Raw genomic sequence first — 19,898 nt, forward strand, 5'->3', positions numbered from 1 at the left:
ATTGTGCATTCTCTTCCAAAAACTCTATTCCTTTTCCTTTCGGATGATAAGCCACCAGATGGCTAAAAATAAAAAAAGGCAGCCTATAAATCAGCTACCTTTCACGCTCACTCATTAACTTGTCATTTTCTTTGTCCATGATTTTCGTGATATCCACAACGAATTCATTGATCAATATTAGCTCTTGCTCATTATAAGCGGAGCATAACTCCTTGGTGGCCACAGAGAGCGATTGATAGTGCAATTTAATCTGTTCCTGTCTTTCCGGTATGGGCACAATCATCACCCTTCTTCCATCCAATTGATCTCGTTCTCTTTTAACATAACCGGAGTTCTCAAGGCGATTGATCAGTGCCGTAACCGATCCCGTACTCAATCCTGTAATTTTGGATAATTCACCAGCGGTAATCGGTCCTGTTTCATTCAATATTTCAGCACTCTTTAAGTCCGTATGGGATACCCCTATTTTCTGGGCCATGTTTTGTTGAAATAAAACGGACCTCATACCATACCGTTGCAATCTTTGTGTTAAACTCTCTAACAGAGCTGCATTCACCCCATTATCGCTTGACATAAAATGCCACCCCTTTTACACTTAAATTTATCTTGATTTTCAAGATAAATGTTTTGTTTCATCTTAACGTTTACCCTTCAACCATGTAAAGGAAATTCATTAGCTGGTTGATATGAAGGAGGAAAATAAATGAACGTTCAAAAAAAACAAAAATTCATTGTTGCCGGTTTACTTTTGGGTATCTTGATGTCAGCAATGGATAATACGATTGTTGCGACTGCAATGGGAACGATCGTTTCTGATTTAGGCGGGTTCGATAAGTTTGTATGGGTGACATCTGCCTATATGGTCGCCACGATGGCAAGTATGCCGATTTTCGGTAAGCTTTCCGACATGTATGGAAGAAAGCGGTTTTTTATTTTCGGACTTATAGTCTTTTTGGTCGGTTCCGCATTATGCGGCATGGCCCAGAGCATTGTGCAGTTAAGTATCTTCCGTGCAATCCAGGGGATAGGCGGAGGCGCTTTGATGCCTATAGCCTTTACGATCATTTTTGATATTTTCCCACCTGAAAAACGCGGGAAATTAACTGGCCTTTTCGGCGCTGTATTTGGGGCCTCAAGTGTATTGGGACCGCTTTTAGGTGCCTATATTACTGAATACTCCAGCTGGCACTGGATTTTCTACGTCAATGTTCCGATTGGTGTCATTTCTTTATTTTTCATCTGGAATTATTACAAGGAGTCACCCAACACTCAAGAACAAAAAATTGACTGGGGTGGCGCAGCAACTCTCGTCATTGCCGTTATCAGCTTAATGTTCGCTCTCGAACTGGGCGGGGAGTATGGCTGGAGTTCCTCTCCTATCATAGGTCTGTTTGCCAGTTTCGTGGTTTTCTTCGTTTCATTTTTCTTTTTCGAAAAAAGAGCAAAAGATCCAATCATTTCATTATGGCTGTTTAAAAGGCGATTATTTGCCACTTCTCAGATTTTAGCCATTCTTTATGGCGGCACATTCATTATTTTAACCGTCTATATCCCGATTTTCGTCCAGGCAGTCTACGGCGGTTCCGCAACAAATGCAGGATTGATCCTTACTCCCATGATGCTTGGTTCAGTATTCGGCAGTGCAGTTGGCGGGATATTCAATACCAAAACAAGCTTTCGCAACTTAATGACGATTTCCGTCATCTGTTATTTTGCCGGAATGCTTCTATTAGGGACCATCACCCCTGATACCAGCAGGACTTTATTAACTTTGTACATGATTCTGACTGGATTTGGCATGGGCTTTTCCTTCTCCCTTTTGCCTATTGCGTCCATTCACAACCTGGAACCTAGATTCAGGGGGTCGGCCAACTCCACAAACTCATTCCTCCGTTCATTTGGGATGACACTCGGTGTAACGATTTATGGAGCGATTCAGACCAATGTATTCCAAAGTAAAATGACGGATGCGTTTAAAGGAATGCAAGGAGGTCCGGATACAGCCGGATTGATGGATGACCCACGGCAGCTCTTCCAATCGGATGCACGTGCCGAGATTCCGGACTTTATCCTGGATAAAATCGTTCACGCGATGTCCGATTCGATTTCATTGATCTTCACCTTGGCCCTCATTCCGATCGGTCTTGCTGCAATCACTGTGTTCTTCATGGGAAAAACAAGAGTGGAAACAGCCTCAAAAAAGGAATCAATACAATAAACAAAAAGCGCTGCAAGTGCAGCGCTTTTTGTTTATGGGAGGTGAATATTGCCGAAAAATCATTCAACAACTAAAATATAAGTAACACATTCACATACCGAGGTGAGAAGTTTGAAAATCGTATGTTTTGGTGACAGTTTAACAAGAGGCATTTCTTATGTTAAGGGGCGCCTTCGCATCATTAAAGAAAATTATCCGAACTCTTTAGCTAAGCTAACAGAATCTTTGCCATTCGTGGAAGTCTTGAATAAAGGGGTTTTCAATGACAACTCCGACCTGTTGGTTAGCCGAATCGAGAAAGACGTCATGTCAGAAAATCCCGATATCGTATTAATCGAGGTCGGTGGAAACGACTGTAACTTCCATTGGGATGAAGTAGCCAAGAATCCAGAAGGTGACCATGAGCCCATCGTTCCAATCGAACGCTACCTGGATAATATCACACAACTTGTCAAGCAGATTCAGGACAAACATGTAAAACCATTCCTTTTAACTCTCCCGCCACTTGACCCTGCCAGGTATTACAGATCCATTGCTGATAAGTTCGGGCATTCGATCGGGCATTTCGTTTCCCATGTAGGTGGTATTGAACATTGGCATGGGATGTATAATAGCCAATTGAAACACCTTGCAGAGGAACTGAAGGTGCCTTTGATTGATGTCCGTTCCTATATTAAATCCTCCGGCGACTTGGAGCGCTTGATTAGCGATGATGGCATCCACCTCACTTCAGAAGGGTACCAGCAAATGAGCATGGCCATATTCAGTGATTTGCAAAAGCATATGAAAGAAGATATTCTTCCACAGCCATAACGTAAAAAGGCAAAGCATGGCGCTTTGCCTTTTTTTGGACTTACAGACTTTTCACTTCCACATTTTCCGGAAGCTTGAAAGGGTTTTCGGTGTTGATCCGATCATAAAACATCATCCCGTTTAAATGATCTAACTCATGTTGAAAAACGATAGCAGCAAAGCCCTTCAGCCGCATCTCAATTTCCTCGCCATTACCATCCAACGCTTTAATTTTAACCCGTTCATAACGCGGTACATATCCTTTAATATCACGGTCGACAGAAAGGCAGCCTTCACTTTGCGGTAAATAGATCATTGTGGCCGAATGACTGATGATTTTCGGATTCACAAGGGCATATTCAAACAGCTTCCCCTTTTCGTCGGGAAAATACATGACGAACATGCGTTTATTCAAGCCTATCTGATTTGCAGACAACCCAACTCCTTCACGCAGGTTGAACTTCTTTTGGAGTTTTGGATCCTGACTATTTTTCAGGTATTGCATCATGCATTCCAACGTTTCACGATCTTCATCCGAAATCGGCAGGCTAACTTCATCCGTTACCTGACGCAGAATGGGATCCCCTTCTCTAACGATATCCTTCATCGTAATCATATAGTCTTTTATAAATTTACTCATAGAACTTCACACTCTTCTACCATTTTATTTTTCATGACTTAGACCCTTTCACTTTAGCATTTCGCTTTTAAAAAGTCTAATATGCTGGTTAGATTAAATATTTCAAAATTCCGGACTCCTTAAACTTCCATAATAAATATTATTTCTTGCATTTCACATTATTTACCTTTATTTTAAGGTACAAAGACCTATAGATTACATGTTTAAAAATTTTATACTGGATATATACTCTTAAAGGAGATGAAAAATTGAACTCGAACTCTAAATTAGTTTCGAAATTGCTGCCGTTCCTTACGGCTCTCATTGTGATAATTGCTGGAGTCAGTTGGTATGTTGTTACTCAGTCAAAGGATATGGTCATTCCCTTTTCTTCGGTAGAAAAGACGATTAAAGCCCAAAATGGAGCCCTTGTCACCATTGAAGAAAAAAGAAATGGCACTCTTCACATCTCCACGCCAGATGGAGAATATGTTTCCAATATTCCTCCCAACAGTCAAATGATCAATAAACTTGTCGAAACTTATAACGTTCAATATTCTTTTTCATCAACTAATAAATCTGCATTATGGATTTTAGGCGGATTAATGGCGGCTCTCGTCACAACCGGTGTCATAATACAGAAAAAATCAAAGAATGGATTGCGGATCGGCAGTAAAAAACAAAGCCTTTCCACCCCAAAACCCCTGCCAGAGATAACTTTGGATGATGTAGGCGGTTTGCAATCCGAAATCAAACAGGAAATCCTACAGACACTCACTACACTGAAGGAACCTGAACGTTCAGCTAAAATTGGAATTAAGCCGCCTCAAGGCATTTTATTATATGGCCCCCCTGGAACGGGGAAAACGCTGCTTGCACAGGCAATTGCAAAAGAGCTTGGTGCAAACTTCTTCTCAACGAGCGGTTCAGCCTTCAACGAAATGTTTGTTGGTGTCGGTGCAGCCCGTGTCCGCAGCCTTTTCCAAAATGCACGTAAGCAATCGCCAGCTGTCATTTTCATCGATGAAGTGGACGCGTTGGCTGGTAAAAGGAAAGCTCATGGCGGGGAAGAAGGCGAAAAAACGTTAACTGAACTGCTTGTGCAATTGGATGGCGGCCACCCAAATGAAGGTATTTTATTCATTGCAGCGACCAACCGGAAAGATATGCTCGATGAGGCATTTCTACGTCCGGGCAGGATTGATTTTTCTTTCCAAGTTCCACTTCCAGATACACAAGGAAGAAAGGAAATCATCGATATCCATACGAAGGGAAAGCGTCTAGCGACAGATGTCCTGGCTTCCCTGGATGAGTTGGCTGAAAGTACATCCGGTTTCTCCGGCGCTGACTTAAGCTCCCTGTTCGATACTGCCTCACGTCATGCACTGAGGAATGAACAGGACATGATTCGTAAACAGGACCTTGATTACGCCATTGACCGTACGATACTTGGAGCGACATCACGTACCTTGAATGATGCGGATACGAAGCGGCGCGTAGCCATTCATGAAAGTGGACATGCCCTTATTGCAGGTTTGACAAAGCCCGGTTCCGTCCGAAAGGCGACCATCATTCCGCGTGGGGAAGCCCTTGGATATGTAGCGCCAATACCAAAAGAACTCCATCTGGCAACAGCCAGTGAATTGCTTGATCAAGTCAAAATGATCTTAGCAGGTGGCGTGGCGGAAAGAATGTATTTAGGAGAACATAGCATCGGTGTAGGCGGAGATGTACAACAGGCGAAGCACCTGCTTGAACAAATGGTCGATACCGGAATGCTTCAGGATGGATTTACCCTCACCTTTAATAAAGGTGAGAAGGAGCAAAAGATGCAGGAATTATTCACGAAAGCGATTTCTGAAACGGAAATGTTGATTGATTCGAATCGCTTACAATATGAAGAGCTCGTTGAAGAGTTATTAAAAAAAGAGACACTTGAGGGATCAGAGGTTCAGCGAATCGTTGATGCTTCAGAAATAACCGGCATATGCTCGAATGCTTAAGACTCTTTTGCCCTGAGTCTTAAGTACCTAATATAATTTTTAGAGCCTGTTTCAAATCGAACAGGCTCTTTTTTTATTTATATGGCTGCTAGACAAAGAAATGACTTCAGGAAATTAACAGATGGACATTCCCATCCAAGTTTGTTGCTGCAATCCAAAGAACAATACTTGCTATTTGCCTTTCTTGGTTTGTACTTCTTCCCTGTAACACTCCGACAACATTGACCAGTGAATCTATGGGACCAAATACCATTCTCAATTTGACCAAATGTGCAATTGATTGCATGACTGTCGCTCACATCCGCTGCAAAGGCATATACCCCCAAGCCTTGAGACTTCAATTCACTTACATATTTATCAAGCTGTTCACATTATAATCAATGGCCGCCACAATAACGCCAAGCTTGGCTAAAGCCTGAACAACGGCATCTCCAATACCTTGAGCACCTCGTTACAAGCGCAACTTTCCGTAATTGCCGTTTTGGTGGGACTGAGTTTAGGAATTGCCGGAGGCGTCACCAAAAGGCGAAATCATAACACCTGCCGTTTTAGAAGAAGTCTTTCGTATTCATGCAAGGGTATGGTAGGTCCTGCCAATGGGGTGCCCGTTTGTTTTGGCTATGACAATTTATCACAGCAAAAAGTATACAAAGAAGCCGTTTCATCCAACACTTCCAATTCCTCAGGCATTGTTTCCACCTGAATTTTATAACATAGTTGTTTGGAGAGGAAGGTGGGAGACTCCTGCGGGAAAAGCGAGTTTCTTGAGCGGAAATCAACATCCAAATTGTTCAAGCCATGAAAAAAACTGCGGGCAAACTCGCTTTTCTTTGAGTTTGTCTACAGTCTAAAGCCTAAAGGGATGCCGACAAGTCGGCACCCCTTTTTTCATAAATTTATAGTTTATCCAACCGGATGATATCCGGTGTATTTTGTTTCTGGATCCCTGACTTTTGCAACTTCACTGCCGTTCCTTCAGGTAAGTTAGTGAATATAATAGGAGTGACCGTTGATGGTGCATTCCGTTTTATGAAATCTAAATCAATTTCCAAAAGAGGAGTTCCTTTTGTTATTCTTTGACCTTCCTGCACAAGAGATGTAAACCCTTCACCATTTAGTTTAACTGTATCCAACCCAACATGGATCAGGATTTCCAAACCATTATCCATTTTCAATCCGAGTGCATGATTTGTCGGGAAAATACTTAGAACTTCCCCATCAATTGGGGATACTAGTTTTCCATTGACAGGCTCGATAGCAAAGCCATCCCCCATCATTTTCATGGCAAACACTTGATCGGGAACTTGTTCGATCGGTAAAACGGTTCCTTCAATTGGAAGGACAAAGTCATTTGCACTTAAAGCTTGGTTTTCTTCCATTTTATCCTCTGCCACTTGTGCAGCTGGACTTGTTTTCACTTTGCTTGGATTGACGTCATTTTTGACAAGTTGTTTCATTGCATTTGCAACGAATTCGACATTCGTTCCAACAATGACTTGTACACTCGATTTATTTAATTTCATGACACCGCGCGCACCATGCCTTTTTAATGCTGCTTCATTCACATTCCCTGAATCGGCCACTTGTAAACGTAAGCGTGTTGCACAGTTATCAATTAGCGTTATATTCTCTTTACCGCCAAGATCTTGAATGAAAAGCGATCCCATATCGGTATATTTATCCCCTGTTTTCACAATCGTTTCTTCTTCCACATTTTCCTCATCGTCTTCACGGCCTGGTGTTTTTAAATCCATGATCTTGATGACAAAATAGAAAATCACGAAGTAAACGACCGCGTATACCAATCCAATCGGTATTAACCATAGCGGTTTTTGCGCTATACCAAAGTTCAAGAAATAATCAATGGCGCCTGCGGAGAATCCAAAACCATGATGGATATCCAACATAACAGCGAGTGCCATAGAGACCCCGGTTAAAAGGGCATGTATTACATATAACACTGGGGCGATGAACATGAATAGAAATTCAATCGGTTCTGTGATTCCTGTTAAGAAAGAAGTGAAAGCTAACCCAACAAGCATCCCCGTTACCAATTTACGTTTCTCCTTCTTAGCAGCTGCAATCATCGCTAATGCTGCAGCTGGAAGTCCGAACATCATGATTGGGAAAAAGCCAGTCATGAAGGGCCCAGCTGTCGGGTCCCCTGCGAAGAAACGATTTATATCACCTGTCGCACCATTAAATTCACCAAAAACGAACCAAACCATACTATTCAGGACATGATGCAATCCTACTGGAAGCAATAAGCGATTCAATACGCCGAATACGCCGGCACCCAATGCCCCTGCACCTGTAATCCAGTCTCCGACACTATTGATTACATCCTGAATTGGCGGCCAGACAAAGCCGAATATCCCCGCAAGTATAATCATCGCAAGCGAAGTGATGATTGGGACGAACCTTTTCCCTGAAAAGAATCCAAGCCATTCAGGGAGTCTTATGTCGGAGTATCTATTATATAGGAGAGCTGCAACGATACCTGATATAATACCGCCTAAAACAGCCATATCGATATCTTTATTAATTGCTTGTGTTCCATTCGTTAAAACAAAGTAACCAACAAGACCAGCTAATGCCGCTGCACCGCTACCGTCTTTAGATAATCCTATTGCAATACCTAAAGCGAATAGTAAGGCAAGATTATCAAAAATCGCTTTTCCCGCGGCCGCCATAAATGCAATATCAAGTAAATCTGGCTGACCTAAGCGAAGCAATATAGCCGCTGCCGGCAAAACAGCAATTGGCAGCATAAGAGCTTTACCAATCTTTTGTAAAAAATTCAACATCGAACTCATCTCCCTTGTTCCTAACTTCTTCTATTGATTCTGTTGAATGAGAAGTATAAAGCGTTTTCATTTTATCAATATAATAACTTTTCTTTGGATTATACTAGCACAGAAAATATATAGATGTCTATACCAATTTACTTGAAAATATACTATATTCTTTGAAAATAAAGCAATAGTATCTTTTTTATTCCTTATACTTCCCAACTGGTCTAGACAACTTTTAATAAAAGCGATAAAATGAGGGCAAAATATATGAGACCATTTCGTGACTCATCATTAAGTTTTACTTTCATAAAGGAGATTATGTATGAAAACATTCATTATTAATAATCTAATAGTTCATGGCGAAAAGGAAACATACAAAAATGGGTATATTAAAGTCGTGGATGGAAAAATTGCCGAGGTTGGTCCAGTCAGCCAATACAAACAGGACGATGATGCCAAAGTAATTACTCTTTCACCGGATTATCAGGTAATTCCCGGTGCCATCGACATTCATATTCACGGTGCATCCAATTCCGATGCCATGGATGCCACATATGAAGCATTATCCACAATGGCAGGGACTCTTCCCAAAGAAGGAACCACAAGCTTTCTGGCCACTACAATGACTCAATCTACCGAAGCCATTGAATCAGCCCTTCTTAATGCTGGTAAATATATCGAAAATCAAACTGAAGAACACGCTGAAATAGTTGGGATCCATTTAGAAGGTCCTTTCATTTCACCAGCCCGTAAAGGAGCGCAGCCTGAGGATTATATCATTGATCCTGATGTCACTCTATTTAAAAAGTGGCAGGTACTGGCCGAAAATCAAATCAAGCTTGTAACGCTTGCTCCTGAACAACCAAATGGATTAGATCTAGCCGCCCACTTAAGGGGAACTGGCGTCGTCGCCTCCATTGGACATTCAGATGCAACATATGACCAAATAGATGAAGCAATCCAGGCAGGTGCTACCCACGTTACACATCTTTATAATGGGATGCGGGGACTCCATCACCGCGAACCTGGTGTTTTGGGAGCTGCTTATCTTCGAGACGAGCTATATGTTGAACTTATTGCTGACGGCATTCACTGCAGGCCGGAAATGGTGAAGCTGGCGTATAACCAAATTACCAGTGAACGCTTGATCTTGATAACGGACTCGCTTCGTGCCAAATGGCTTGAAAAGGGAACCTATGATTTAGGAGGTCAGCCTGTGTATGTGAACGAAACGAGAGCAACGCTTTCAGACGGTACACTAGCCGGCAGTATATTGAAAATGAACGATGCGATCAAGAACACATTGGAATATACCGATTGTTCCATGACTGACATTATAAAAATGACGGCAGAAAACCCTGCCAAACAGATTCGGATTTTTGACAGAAAAGGAAGCATCCAGGTCGGAAAAGACGCCGATCTTGTAATATTGAATGACCGCTTGGACGTTGAAATGACGTTCTGCAGAGGAAATTTAGCTTTTAAAAAGGAGAATGTATAATGAATATCATACAAGTGCAGGACTACATGGAAATGAGCCGGACAGCTGCAGAAACAGTGATCGGAAAAGTCAAAGGAAATCCAAATATTAAGTTGGGCCTTGCTACAGGCGGCACCCCAAAAGGAATGTATGATAATTTGATTGAAGATCATGTGAATAATCATACTTCCTATGAAAATGTAACATCTTTTAATCTTGATGAGTATGTCGGCTTAAAACCAAATGATCCAAACAGTTACCATTATTATATGAATGACTCCTTATTCACTCACATCAATATAAATAAAGAGCGTACTCACCTGCCAAATGGTACGGCTGATGATACTAACGGGGAATGTAAACGGTATGACGAAATGATTGATTCAGTGGGAGGGATCGATCTTCAGATACTTGGTATTGGGCAAAATGGCCATATTGGTTTTAATGAACCTGGAACTTCATTCACATCGGGTACACATGTCGTGACACTTGAAGATTCAACGCGCCAGGCGAATGCACGTTATTTCGATTCCATAGACGAAGTTCCTACACATGCCGTTACGATGGGCATTTCAACGATCATGAAAAGCAAGGAAATCCTGCTGCTGATATCTGGTGAAGAAAAAGCCGAAACCTTGAAGAAATTGATAAACGGTGACATTTCCGAGGACTTCCCTGCATCTATCCTAAAAAAACATAATAATGTTACAATTATCGCAGACCAAAAAGCTTTATCCGGAGTGATAATACCCTAAAAGGAGCGAAAGTCGATGATTGATAAAAACTCACCTCTTCCGATTTATTTTCAAATCGAAGAACAAATAAAAAGACAAATAGAAAACGGTGAGTTCCAAGCGCACAATGCCCTTCCATCTGAACGTGAATATGCCGAGCAATTCGAAATTAGCCGGATGACCGTCCGGCAAGCCATAAATAATTTGGTGAATGACGGATACTTATACCGTCAAAAAGGAAGGGGAACCTTTGTCGCCGATAAGAAACTGGAGCAGCAGCTCAATGGGTTGACCAGCTTCACCGAGGACATGAAAGCCAGGGGATTAAATCCAAGCAGTAAGCTGCTGAGCTTTGAAATCATTCCGGCTGATAAAAAGATTGCCAGTGAATTGCACATTTCCCTTTATGCTCCCGTTTATGAAATAAAACGCATTCGGTTGGCTGATGATGTTCCAATGGCCCTCGAGACCGTATACATGTCTGCCAATTTAATTAAAGGGTTAACGGAAGAGATCATTAACCTCTCTCTTTACCAATATGTTGAGAATTACGTTAAACTTAAAATAGATTATGCTACACAAACGTTGGAATCATCGATTGCTTCTGAATTAGAAGTCACCCATTTAGCGATTCCAAAGCACTCACCCATATTATTCATTCAGAGGAATACGTTCCTAATGGATGGAACTCCCCTCGAATATGTTAAATCGGCATATCGTGCGGACAGATATAAGTTCACTATCACTATAAGCAGATAAAATTGAATATTTTCATCACTAAAGTCTTTTAATTGCCAAAGGTAATCGGAGGGTGTCACAAATATGAATTCATACTTTGAAGAAGTGCAGGCTTTACTCACAATTGTGGGAGAACAGGAAAAGCAGTCAATTAAGGAAGCCGTGGACCATATCTCAAAAGCGGTGATGTCGGATGGAATCATCCATCTATTCGGAAGCGGGCACTCTCATATTTTGACCGAAGAGGTATTCTACCGGGCAGGTGGGTTAGCCGCAATTCGTCCTATTTTCGTTGAAGATTTGATGCTTTTTAAGGGAGCTTCAAGGTCATCCCAACTTGAACGGCAAAATGACCTATCAGAGAAATTCATGCATGATGAGGATATCCGTCCTGGTGATGTCTGTATCGTCATTTCATCATCCGGCGTAAATCCCGTTCCCATAGATGTCGCCACTATCGCAAAAGAAAAAGGGGCCTTCGTCATTGGACTAACATCACCGGAGTATGCAAAAAGTTGTCCTTCGCGGCATAAACAGAAGCATTATCTCCACGATGTCGTTGATTTGGTCATAGACAACCATATTGCCAAAGGTGACACATTACTGAAATCAAATAATATATCTTTTGGTTCTGGATCGACCGTGATCGGGGCCGTTCTCCTCAATATGATATTCACGCAAGTCATCCAAACGATTATTGAAACAGGGGAAACACCTCCCGTATTCCTAAGCAGTAATATCGAAGGGGCAGATGAACACAATCAAAAGATCATCGCAAAATATAAAACAAGAATCGCCCAATTATGAACCGATATAGCCAAAAAGGAATACATAAGCTTTTATGTTCATCATGAAGCAGTCATATAAAAGAAGGCATCCATTCGGATGCCTTCTTTTATTCAATGGGTACTTCCCTTTATTCCTTATTCTTCAAAAAGGGCCACCAATTCGCATTACCAAACGTCGCAACCATAACAGGAATAAACAATGGCAATATGACAAACGCATATAAAGCGAGCCCCACCAAAATTAAAGTGGCTATCTCCAAGAGCGATAAAACTCCTGCTGGCATCATGGCAGCAAAGGTCCCACCCAGAATGACAGCTGCTGAGATGATCACCGTTCCCATTTTTCTCATGGACAGTAACATCGCTTCCTTGACCGGTTTACCTTTCCATTCGTTAAAGCGATCCATCAAGAAAATGCTATAGTCAATGCCAAGTGCAATCAAGATAACGAACGCAAAGAAAGGAACTGCCCAGCCGATGCCGGCATAACCGAGAATATTAACAAAAATCAATTCTGTAATGGCTGCCGCTGTATAATAAGTCAAAACGAGCGACACAATCAAATAGACCGGCATGACCAGGGATCGCAGCATGAAAAAGAGAATGATTGCGATACCCGACAGCATCAAAACGACCGTCCGCGAGAAATCCTCCTCAGACATCATGCCCAAGTCATGATGCGTACTTGTGATTCCCCCTATCGCCACCTGCGCATTTTCAAGCTTTGTATCTTTCGTTACTCTTTCAACGGCTGCCTCGATCGAATCGATTTGCTCAATTGCTTCATTGGAATATGGGTTTGCCTTGAATACCACATCCATTGTCATGATTTTACCATCTTCAGATAAATACGCGTTCAATGCCTCCCCGAATTCTTCGCTTTCCACTACTTCTTTGGGAATGTACATGCCTGTTACCGTTTTATCCGTTTTTGCCAGTCCTGATAAATAACCCTGTGCAGACGATAGTCCATCATGGACTTCATTCAGACCATCCGCACTTTCATTTAAGCCATCTGTCAAATCGGTAAGTTGTCCGCCGAGGCTTGAAAAACCATTTAGAAGCTCTTGCTGCCCATTACTTAAGCTGGTAAGTCCTCCTTTAAATCCTGACAGGTTATTTATGACTTCCCCCTGACCATTGGCCATCGTGCTTAGGCCTTTTTGTAAAGTGTCAACACCTGAAATCAATTGGTTCAGGCCCTCTCCAAGAGAAGTTTGACCCTTTACGATCTCTGTCATATTTTGATTCGCCGTATTCAAACCGCCGGACACTGAACCAAGATTCCTATTGAGTTCCGAAAGGCCTGCTGCCATGGGCTCCAAACCACCCTGTGCCCCTTGCACCGTTTGCTTGATCGTTTGATAGGACTGATCAGCCTGTAACTCTGGATGTGCGGCTTCCATTTGCTCAAAAGAAGGATTTAAACCGGCAAGGCTTTGTGATACGCCCGTAAGGTTAGTTTGAATCTCTTTGTATCCCCCTGTGAGCTCACTTAACCCATTAGCTGATTGTTTATAGCCTTCGAGGAGCTGTCCGCTTCCGGCAGCGAGCTTTTCCAAGTTTGCCTTGACCTCAATCAGGCCGTTTTTTATATCCCCAGTCCCTGAGGAACCATCGCGAATGCCTGCTTCAATGCTTGTTAACGCCTTCTCCACCTGACCTACGCCGCTCTTTAATTCATTGGTGCCTGATATGAGACCCCCTATTCCATCCGTCGCTTGTTTCAAGCGCGGTCCTGAATCGGAAAGCTCACTGCCTGCCGTCTTTAATCCATCACTGATTTGTTTAATGCCTTCATTTCCTTCCCCGATCCCCTTTTCCAAAGTTTCGGCTTGGTTCGCGACAAATAAGTCCTTAATGGGTTCACCTGTCGGGCGGGTCATGGAACGAACTACATCGACTTCATCCACCTTGACGACTTCCTGGCTGATTTTTTCAGCAAGTGCGATGTAATCCTCCGAATCCATGCGTTCGTCATTTTTTATGACAATCTGTGTTGGCATGGATTGTCCTGGCCCGAATTCATCGGAAATGATATTAAATGCCATGATGGAAGGAACATCACCGCCCGCTTCTTCAAGGGAGTTATATGAAATCTTCCCATCATACATAAACAAAAAGGGAACACAGACGATTGCCACGATCATAAGCGCCAACAATGGGCGGTTCAAGGAGAAGTTACCCAGAATTCCCCATAGTTTACTTTCACTATGCTCAAGCTTCCCTTTTGCCGGCCAAAATAGCTTCTTGCCAAGAACGGCCATGAAAAATGGAACGATCGTATAAAGGGCGATCATTAAAATGAAAACCCCTATGGCAACGGCCGCCGCAGATTGATAGAGCTTAAAAGTAGAAAAACCGATTGCCGCAAAGCCAATCATTACGGTCAGCCCACTGAAGAAGACAGTCTTGCCGGCGGTTCGGTATGTCTCCACGATCGCTTCAGGCAAGGACTCCTGTGACGATAGCTCCTCCTTGAAACGACTAAGAAGCAGGATGCAATAATCAGTCCCGATCCCAAATAAAATACCTACCAGGAATATTTGGGTATAAGACGAAATCGGAAAGTCCCATTTATCCACCAGGAATGAGACGATGGATTGTGAACATAAATAAGTGAAACCGACTGTCACTAACGGAATGATCGGTGTCACCACTGAACGAAAGACTATCAGCAATACAGCCAGAATGAAGACAACCGTGATGCCTTCAGTTTTCTTCAGCCCCTCTTGGGAATTGGCATTAAGGTCTTCATCGATCATCCAGCTGCTTGTGTAATAATGCTCGACATCCACTTGTTCCAACTCTTTATAAAGGGCATCGATCACATCCTTAGCTTCTCGGTCCCCCTTTACCATCGTGATGGAAGTCAAAACTGTTGATTCATTTTCCGAGACCAACTGACCTTTTAGCGAGGGCTCTTTAAAATGGGTCATGACCTCTTTGATACCAAGCTCCGCTTTATTCTTTTCAAGCTTTTGGACCGCTATCTCAATCTCTTTCAATTCCGAGGAAGTCAACTTCTTATCACCATGGAATACGAGAGCCACTTGTGACTCATCCTTATCCTGGATCTCTTTCATTAGCGCATTGGCCATCCCGGAGGAATACTCTGCCGGTACATCCAGCTGTCCCTTATTCCGGACAAGTTCCGCCATATTCGGTGCCGCAAACAATAATCCTGCTGTCATTGCAACCCAAACGATAATGACCAGCCATCTTCCCTTTATGATCCCCCTCATTTATATTTCCCCCCTTTCCTCATTTTTCATTTGAATGAAAATTTGTGAAAGCTTCTCATATGTATCAAGGAATTTAACGATCTCTTCATAATCGAATTTCGTCATGATGCTCTCTACCAATTTATGAATCTTATTTTCCGTTTCCAGTAACAATGCTTCCCCCTCTTTGGAAAGCTTCAAGTGAAAGACCCTTCGGTCACCCAGGTCCTGTTCCCGTTCTATCAATCCTTTGCCTTCCAGCCTGTTGATGTTGGACGTGACGGCACTCTTATTAATATAAAAGGCATCACTGATTTCCGTCGATGTACACAACCGCTGTTGTTGAATGAACCGTAAAGTATAGTATTGTTCGTTCGTCAGCACATCACAAATCTGATCTTTTATTAAAAGCTCACCCATTTTATTGACATAGAAGGAAACCCTCATATATCGATCAATCAATCCAGAAACTTTGTCATTAGACATCGTTGTACCTCCCAAAAAGTAGTTCAGTCATTTAACTATATGTAGATTACTATTGTTTTATTTATTATGTCAATCCCAAGATAGTTTATTATTTCCAGTTTATCTTATGGTAAATAAGGGAAAACCCAAAGTAAGCAAACAATCTACTATTCTAAAGGAGGAACTATAAATGACTCAATCGACTATCGAAAATCAATCAACTAGCGAAACTCAACCGAATAGCAAACTCTTAAAAGGGATTCTGATTGGGGGGCTTGTTGGTGGTGCGTTGACCTTGCTTGACTCCAATACAAGAAATAAAGTAAAGCGTTCAGCCGTCCTTTTAAAAGACAACTCCATGAATATGATTGAACAGGCCAAGGAAAATCCCGGCGAAATGAAGGAACAGATGGTATCAGGAGTCAAAGGGGCAACAGAGACGATTAAAGAGGCAATCAATGACGTTGAAACACTATATGAAACCGTTAATGAAGACGTGGTGGGTAGAGTATCCGAAGTAAAGGATATCTCCACTGATGCCCTTGGTACAGCTAAAGATGCAACAAGTGAATTGAAAGACATCAGCTCAAAAGTGGTCGTTGCCGGTAAACAGCTGAAAGAAACACCATCACAATCATTGAAAGCCGATAATGATAAAGGTGAAAAAGAGAGTGATGAAATCGTTAAAGAATCAGGATTAACCAATCAAAAATCCATTTCATCCAACTTCTAATATATAAAAAAGGGGTCCGGATAACGTACCTTTCATCAAATGAAGTTCCCGAACCATTTGACCCAAAGGCAACACCCTCAACTCCATAGGTATGTTCTATCTAAATCTAATAACGGAGTTGATTGGAGTGGAAGGTACGAGACTCCTGCGGGAAAAGCACGTCTAGAGGAGACCCCGCAGGCGCAAGCCGAGGAGGCTCCACGACTGCCCGCGGAAAGCGAGTGCCTGGAGCGGAAATCAACATCCCAATTGTACAAGCCATTAGAAAAGCTGAGGCGTTATGCCTCAGCTTTTTTGTTCATAAATCACTTGATAACCTTAGTTAGAGTCCTCCAATTTATTCGTTATCTCATGGTCTTTTTTCACTTCAGCCAACCAAACGGGATATTCCTCTTGTAATTTTTCAGAAAGAAGCGTTTCTTTAATTACATCTTTACTGTCTTCTAAATTAGCCTTTTTTGCTTCCTTCTTACCGGTTACTTTTATGATATGGTACCCATAATCGGATTTGACTGGATCACTGATTTTATTTATATCAAGATCAAAGGCAACATCTTCAAACTCTTTCACCATATCACCTTTCCCAAAATACCCTAGGCTTCCGCCCTTATCCGCCGTTTGTGCATCAGTGGAATATTCAGCTGCCAATTTAGCGAAATCACCGCCTTCTGCAATTTCTTTCGCAACTTTTTTAGCCGTTTTTTCGTCTTCGACTAAAATATGACTAGCTTCCACTTGTTCAGCTTGATCAAATGTATCTTTATTATCTTCAAAATACGTACTGATTTCATCGTCCGTCACGGTAATTCTCGGTTCGACCAGTTTTTTCGTTTGCAGGTAAACCACAATGTCCTTTTTCAGGGCATCCATGGAAGAGCCGCTTGCTTCCAATTGCTCTTTTAACGACTTTTCATCACCATAGGACTCAGCCATAACATCGATTTCTTTCTGGATTTCTTCATCCTTAATTTTAATTCCCGCTTTTTCCGCTTCCAATTCAACCAATTTATTCGTAATTAATAGGTCTAAAGTATCTGCTCCGTACCCCGCAACAAGCGCGTCATACAGCTCATCCTTATTGATTTTCTCGCCATCGATACTCGCCATTGTCTTATCCGTTGACGATATCATCGCAAATGCCATGATCCCGGCAATGATCAAAATGCTCCCAGCCCAAATATATGCCTTTGTGCTTCTTAATAGTTTCATGAATACTCTCCCTTAATTTTTCTATCATGATAGCTTGTGAATATTAATTAATCCTTAAGATTTTACAACCTTCAATATGCACTAACCCATCATTATACTAACATACTTATATCCCTACAGATATTTTAGAGTATTTCATCTTGCTACCAATTGATTTGGTTGATCATTACCAAAAACGAAAAAGCATGGTGTACGGAGGGAGCTCCTACACCATGCTTTTTTCTTGTTATTTACGATGCATCTTGAATTCAAGGAAGAGTTCGTTGTAATGGGCCAAGTTTTTCTTCCCGAGGTTTTCGTACACTTCGAGTTTCTTTGTCAGTTCCGGTGATGGATAGAAACGTTCATCCTTCACCACTTCTTCAGGCATATATTTAAGTGCTGCTTTATTGGGTGTCGAGTAACTTACATATTCAGCATTCTGTGCCGCAACTTTCGGGTCCAGCATGAAGTTGATGAACTGGTGAGCCGCATCGACGTTTTTGGTTGTTTTCGGGATGACCATATTATCAAACCATAAATTGGACCCCTCTTTTGGAACCACGTATTCGAGATCTTCATTTTCAGCCATGATTTCAGAAGCAACTCCCGACCAAACCAAGCCAATCGCCGCTTCCTGGGCTTCCAATAGCATGCGGCTTTCATCTCCCACTATCGCCTTAATATTCGGGGTGAGGGCGTCAAGTTTGGATTTTGCCTCTTGAAGGTGTTCTTCATCTATATCATTCAATGAATAATTCAAAGAGTTCAGACCCATGCCCATCACTTCCCTAGCGCCATCCGTCAAAAGGATTTCATTCTTTAAATCTTTATCCCACAAATCCGCCCAGGCCGTTATTTCTTTGCCACCGAGCATCTTGGAATTATAAACAATTCCGACCGTTCCCCAGAAATAAGGGACGGAATATTTATTCTCCGGATCGAATGGCAGGTCGATGAACCGCTCATCGATGTTTTTCAAATTCGGAAGCTTGGAATGATCCAAGGGAATCAGCAAGTCTTCCTGCCGCATCTTATCGATCATATACTCAGACGGAATGGCAATATCATAAGTAGTACCGCCCTGTTCGATTTTAGTCATCATGGCCTCATTCGAATCGAACGTCTCATAAATGACCTTTATCCCTGTTTCTTTTTCAAAACGTTCGATTAGATCCGCATCGATGTAATCGCCCCAATTATAGATGGTAAGCGTATTGCTGCTCGTAAACCCCTGCGATGAATTCAATCTTGAAATCGCATATAGCAGCAAAGCGGATACGAGGGAAATGATCAAAAACATTTGGACAAGCCTTTTCATCGTTTCCCCCCCATTCCCGTTTGCCTTACACGTTGAGTTATAAAGTAATATACGACAACCAACAGCAGTGTCACGACGAACAGCAGTGTCGATAGTGCATTGATATTCAATGAAATCCCACGGCGGGCCAATGAATAGATTTCCACAGAAAGAGTGGAGAAGCCATTACCGGTCACAAAGAACGTAACCGCAAAATCATCAAGTGAATATGTCAATGCCATAAAAAAACCAGCAAAGATACCTGGTAAGATGTATGGAAGGATGACCTTCGTCAATACATCCCACCGGCTTGCCCCTAAATCTCTAGCGGCATCAATTAAAGTAGGGCTCATTTCCTGAAGTTTCGGAAGGACCAGCAGCACTACGATCGGGATGCTGAAGGCGATATGCGACAACAGTACCGAGTAGAATCCAAGCTTGATCCCGGCCATTGTGAATAAAATCAGGAAGGAAGCACCGATGATCACATCGGGACTGACAATCAATACATTATTCAATGATAATACCGTATTCTTAGCTTTACTGCTCGTAAAGGACCGAATACCAATCGCCCCCATTACCCCTATGATCGTTGAGATCAGTGCAGATAATAAAGCGATCACAAGTGTATTCAATACAATGATCAGCAGCCTTGTATCTTGGAACAGTTCCTTGTACCACTCCATCGTGAACCCTTTAAAGTCATACATCGTTCCACCGCTGTTAAAGGAGTAAAAGACTAAAAAGAAAATCGGTGCATAGAGTATGATAAAAATCAAAACGAGAAACGCTTTTGATATTGGTGATAATTTATTGCCCAA

Annotated in this window: 17 protein-coding genes; 8 read left to right on the forward strand and 9 right to left on the reverse strand. The window is 42.1% G+C overall.

The features are described 5' to 3' along the window. Positions 1–94: 94 nt before the first annotated feature. The gene (locus ACFRAK_RS17550; protein WP_260287645.1) at positions 95–574 is read right to left on the reverse strand and encodes a MarR family transcriptional regulator; all 480 of its coding nucleotides are present in this window, start codon (positions 572–574) and stop codon (positions 95–97) included. 129 nt (positions 575–703) lie between these two features. Between ACFRAK_RS17550 and ACFRAK_RS17555 the strand changes: the two genes are divergently transcribed. Further along, the gene (locus tag ACFRAK_RS17555) at positions 704–2,218 is read left to right on the forward strand and encodes an MDR family MFS transporter (RefSeq protein WP_192207505.1); all 1,515 of its coding nucleotides are present in this window, start codon (positions 704–706) and stop codon (positions 2,216–2,218) included. A 111-nt stretch (positions 2,219–2,329) separates the two neighbouring features. Next, a complete protein-coding gene (locus ACFRAK_RS17560) occupies positions 2,330–3,031 on the forward strand; it encodes an SGNH/GDSL hydrolase family protein (RefSeq protein WP_387604736.1) in 702 nt (233 codons plus the stop codon). Between the two features lie 40 nt (positions 3,032–3,071). On the opposite strand, the gene def is transcribed toward ACFRAK_RS17560, so the two are convergent. After that, entirely contained in the window at positions 3,072–3,650 is a 579-nt protein-coding gene (gene def / locus ACFRAK_RS17565; protein WP_048688779.1) for a peptide deformylase, read from the reverse strand. Positions 3,651–3,898: 248 nt separating this feature from the next. Between def and ACFRAK_RS17570 the strand changes: the two genes are divergently transcribed. Beyond that, positions 3,899–5,632: an AAA family ATPase gene (locus ACFRAK_RS17570; protein ID WP_387705996.1), complete on the forward strand. Its 1,734-nt coding sequence runs from the start codon at positions 3,899–3,901 to the stop codon at positions 5,630–5,632. A 106-nt stretch (positions 5,633–5,738) separates the two neighbouring features. On the opposite strand, the gene ACFRAK_RS17575 is transcribed toward ACFRAK_RS17570, so the two are convergent. Further along, positions 5,739–5,918 (reverse strand): hypothetical protein, encoded by a 180-nt coding sequence (locus ACFRAK_RS17575; RefSeq protein WP_387604732.1) that lies wholly within the window; start codon positions 5,916–5,918, stop codon positions 5,739–5,741. Positions 5,919–6,528: 610 nt separating this feature from the next. Next, the gene (nagE, locus tag ACFRAK_RS17580) at positions 6,529–8,439 is read right to left on the reverse strand and encodes an N-acetylglucosamine-specific PTS transporter subunit IIBC (protein ID WP_394572165.1); all 1,911 of its coding nucleotides are present in this window, start codon (positions 8,437–8,439) and stop codon (positions 6,529–6,531) included. A 310-nt stretch (positions 8,440–8,749) separates the two neighbouring features. On the opposite strand from nagE, the gene nagA reads away from it, so the two are divergent. From nagA to ACFRAK_RS17600, 4 genes are all read left to right on the forward strand, one after another. Next, a complete protein-coding gene (gene nagA, locus ACFRAK_RS17585) occupies positions 8,750–9,928 on the forward strand; it encodes an N-acetylglucosamine-6-phosphate deacetylase (protein ID WP_394572166.1) in 1,179 nt (392 codons plus the stop codon). Then, entirely contained in the window at positions 9,928–10,662 is a 735-nt protein-coding gene (gene nagB, locus ACFRAK_RS17590) for a glucosamine-6-phosphate deaminase (protein ID WP_394572167.1), read from the forward strand. Before nagA ends, nagB begins: the two co-directional genes overlap by 1 nt. A 15-nt stretch (positions 10,663–10,677) precedes the next feature. After that, entirely contained in the window at positions 10,678–11,400 is a 723-nt protein-coding gene (locus tag ACFRAK_RS17595; RefSeq protein WP_260287638.1) for a GntR family transcriptional regulator, read from the forward strand. A 63-nt stretch (positions 11,401–11,463) separates the two neighbouring features. Beyond that, a complete protein-coding gene (locus tag ACFRAK_RS17600; protein ID WP_260287637.1) occupies positions 11,464–12,186 on the forward strand; it encodes an SIS domain-containing protein in 723 nt (240 codons plus the stop codon). 109 nt (positions 12,187–12,295) lie between these two features. On the opposite strand, the gene ACFRAK_RS17605 is transcribed toward ACFRAK_RS17600, so the two are convergent. Beyond that, positions 12,296–15,412: an MMPL family transporter gene (locus tag ACFRAK_RS17605; RefSeq protein ID WP_387604724.1), complete on the reverse strand. Its 3,117-nt coding sequence runs from the start codon at positions 15,410–15,412 to the stop codon at positions 12,296–12,298. Continuing rightward, positions 15,413–15,877, reverse strand: a complete 465-nt coding sequence (locus tag ACFRAK_RS17610; protein ID WP_387604722.1) for a MarR family winged helix-turn-helix transcriptional regulator — start codon at positions 15,875–15,877, stop codon at positions 15,413–15,415. It abuts the gene before it with no gap. Positions 15,878–16,046: 169 nt separating this feature from the next. Here ACFRAK_RS17610 and ACFRAK_RS17615 point away from each other — a divergent pair, with 169 nt between their 5' ends. Further along, entirely contained in the window at positions 16,047–16,589 is a 543-nt protein-coding gene (locus tag ACFRAK_RS17615; RefSeq protein ID WP_387604720.1) for a YtxH domain-containing protein, read from the forward strand. Positions 16,590–16,907: 318 nt separating this feature from the next. Here the strand turns inward: ACFRAK_RS17615 and ACFRAK_RS17620 are convergent, their stop codons facing one another. The 3 genes from ACFRAK_RS17620 to ACFRAK_RS17630 form a co-directional block, all read right to left on the reverse strand. After that, on the reverse strand, positions 16,908–17,798 hold the full coding sequence (locus tag ACFRAK_RS17620; RefSeq protein WP_387604718.1) for a peptidylprolyl isomerase: 891 nt from the start codon (positions 17,796–17,798) through the stop codon (positions 16,908–16,910). Between the two features lie 226 nt (positions 17,799–18,024). Continuing rightward, positions 18,025–19,098, reverse strand: a complete 1,074-nt coding sequence (locus ACFRAK_RS17625; protein ID WP_394572168.1) for an ABC transporter substrate-binding protein — start codon at positions 19,096–19,098, stop codon at positions 18,025–18,027. After that, positions 19,095–19,898, reverse strand: coding sequence for an ABC transporter permease (locus ACFRAK_RS17630; protein WP_192207493.1), 804 nt, complete (start codon positions 19,896–19,898; stop codon positions 19,095–19,097). Before ACFRAK_RS17630 ends, ACFRAK_RS17625 begins: the two co-directional genes overlap by 4 nt.

The organism is Peribacillus sp. NPDC056705 (assembly GCF_043656335.1).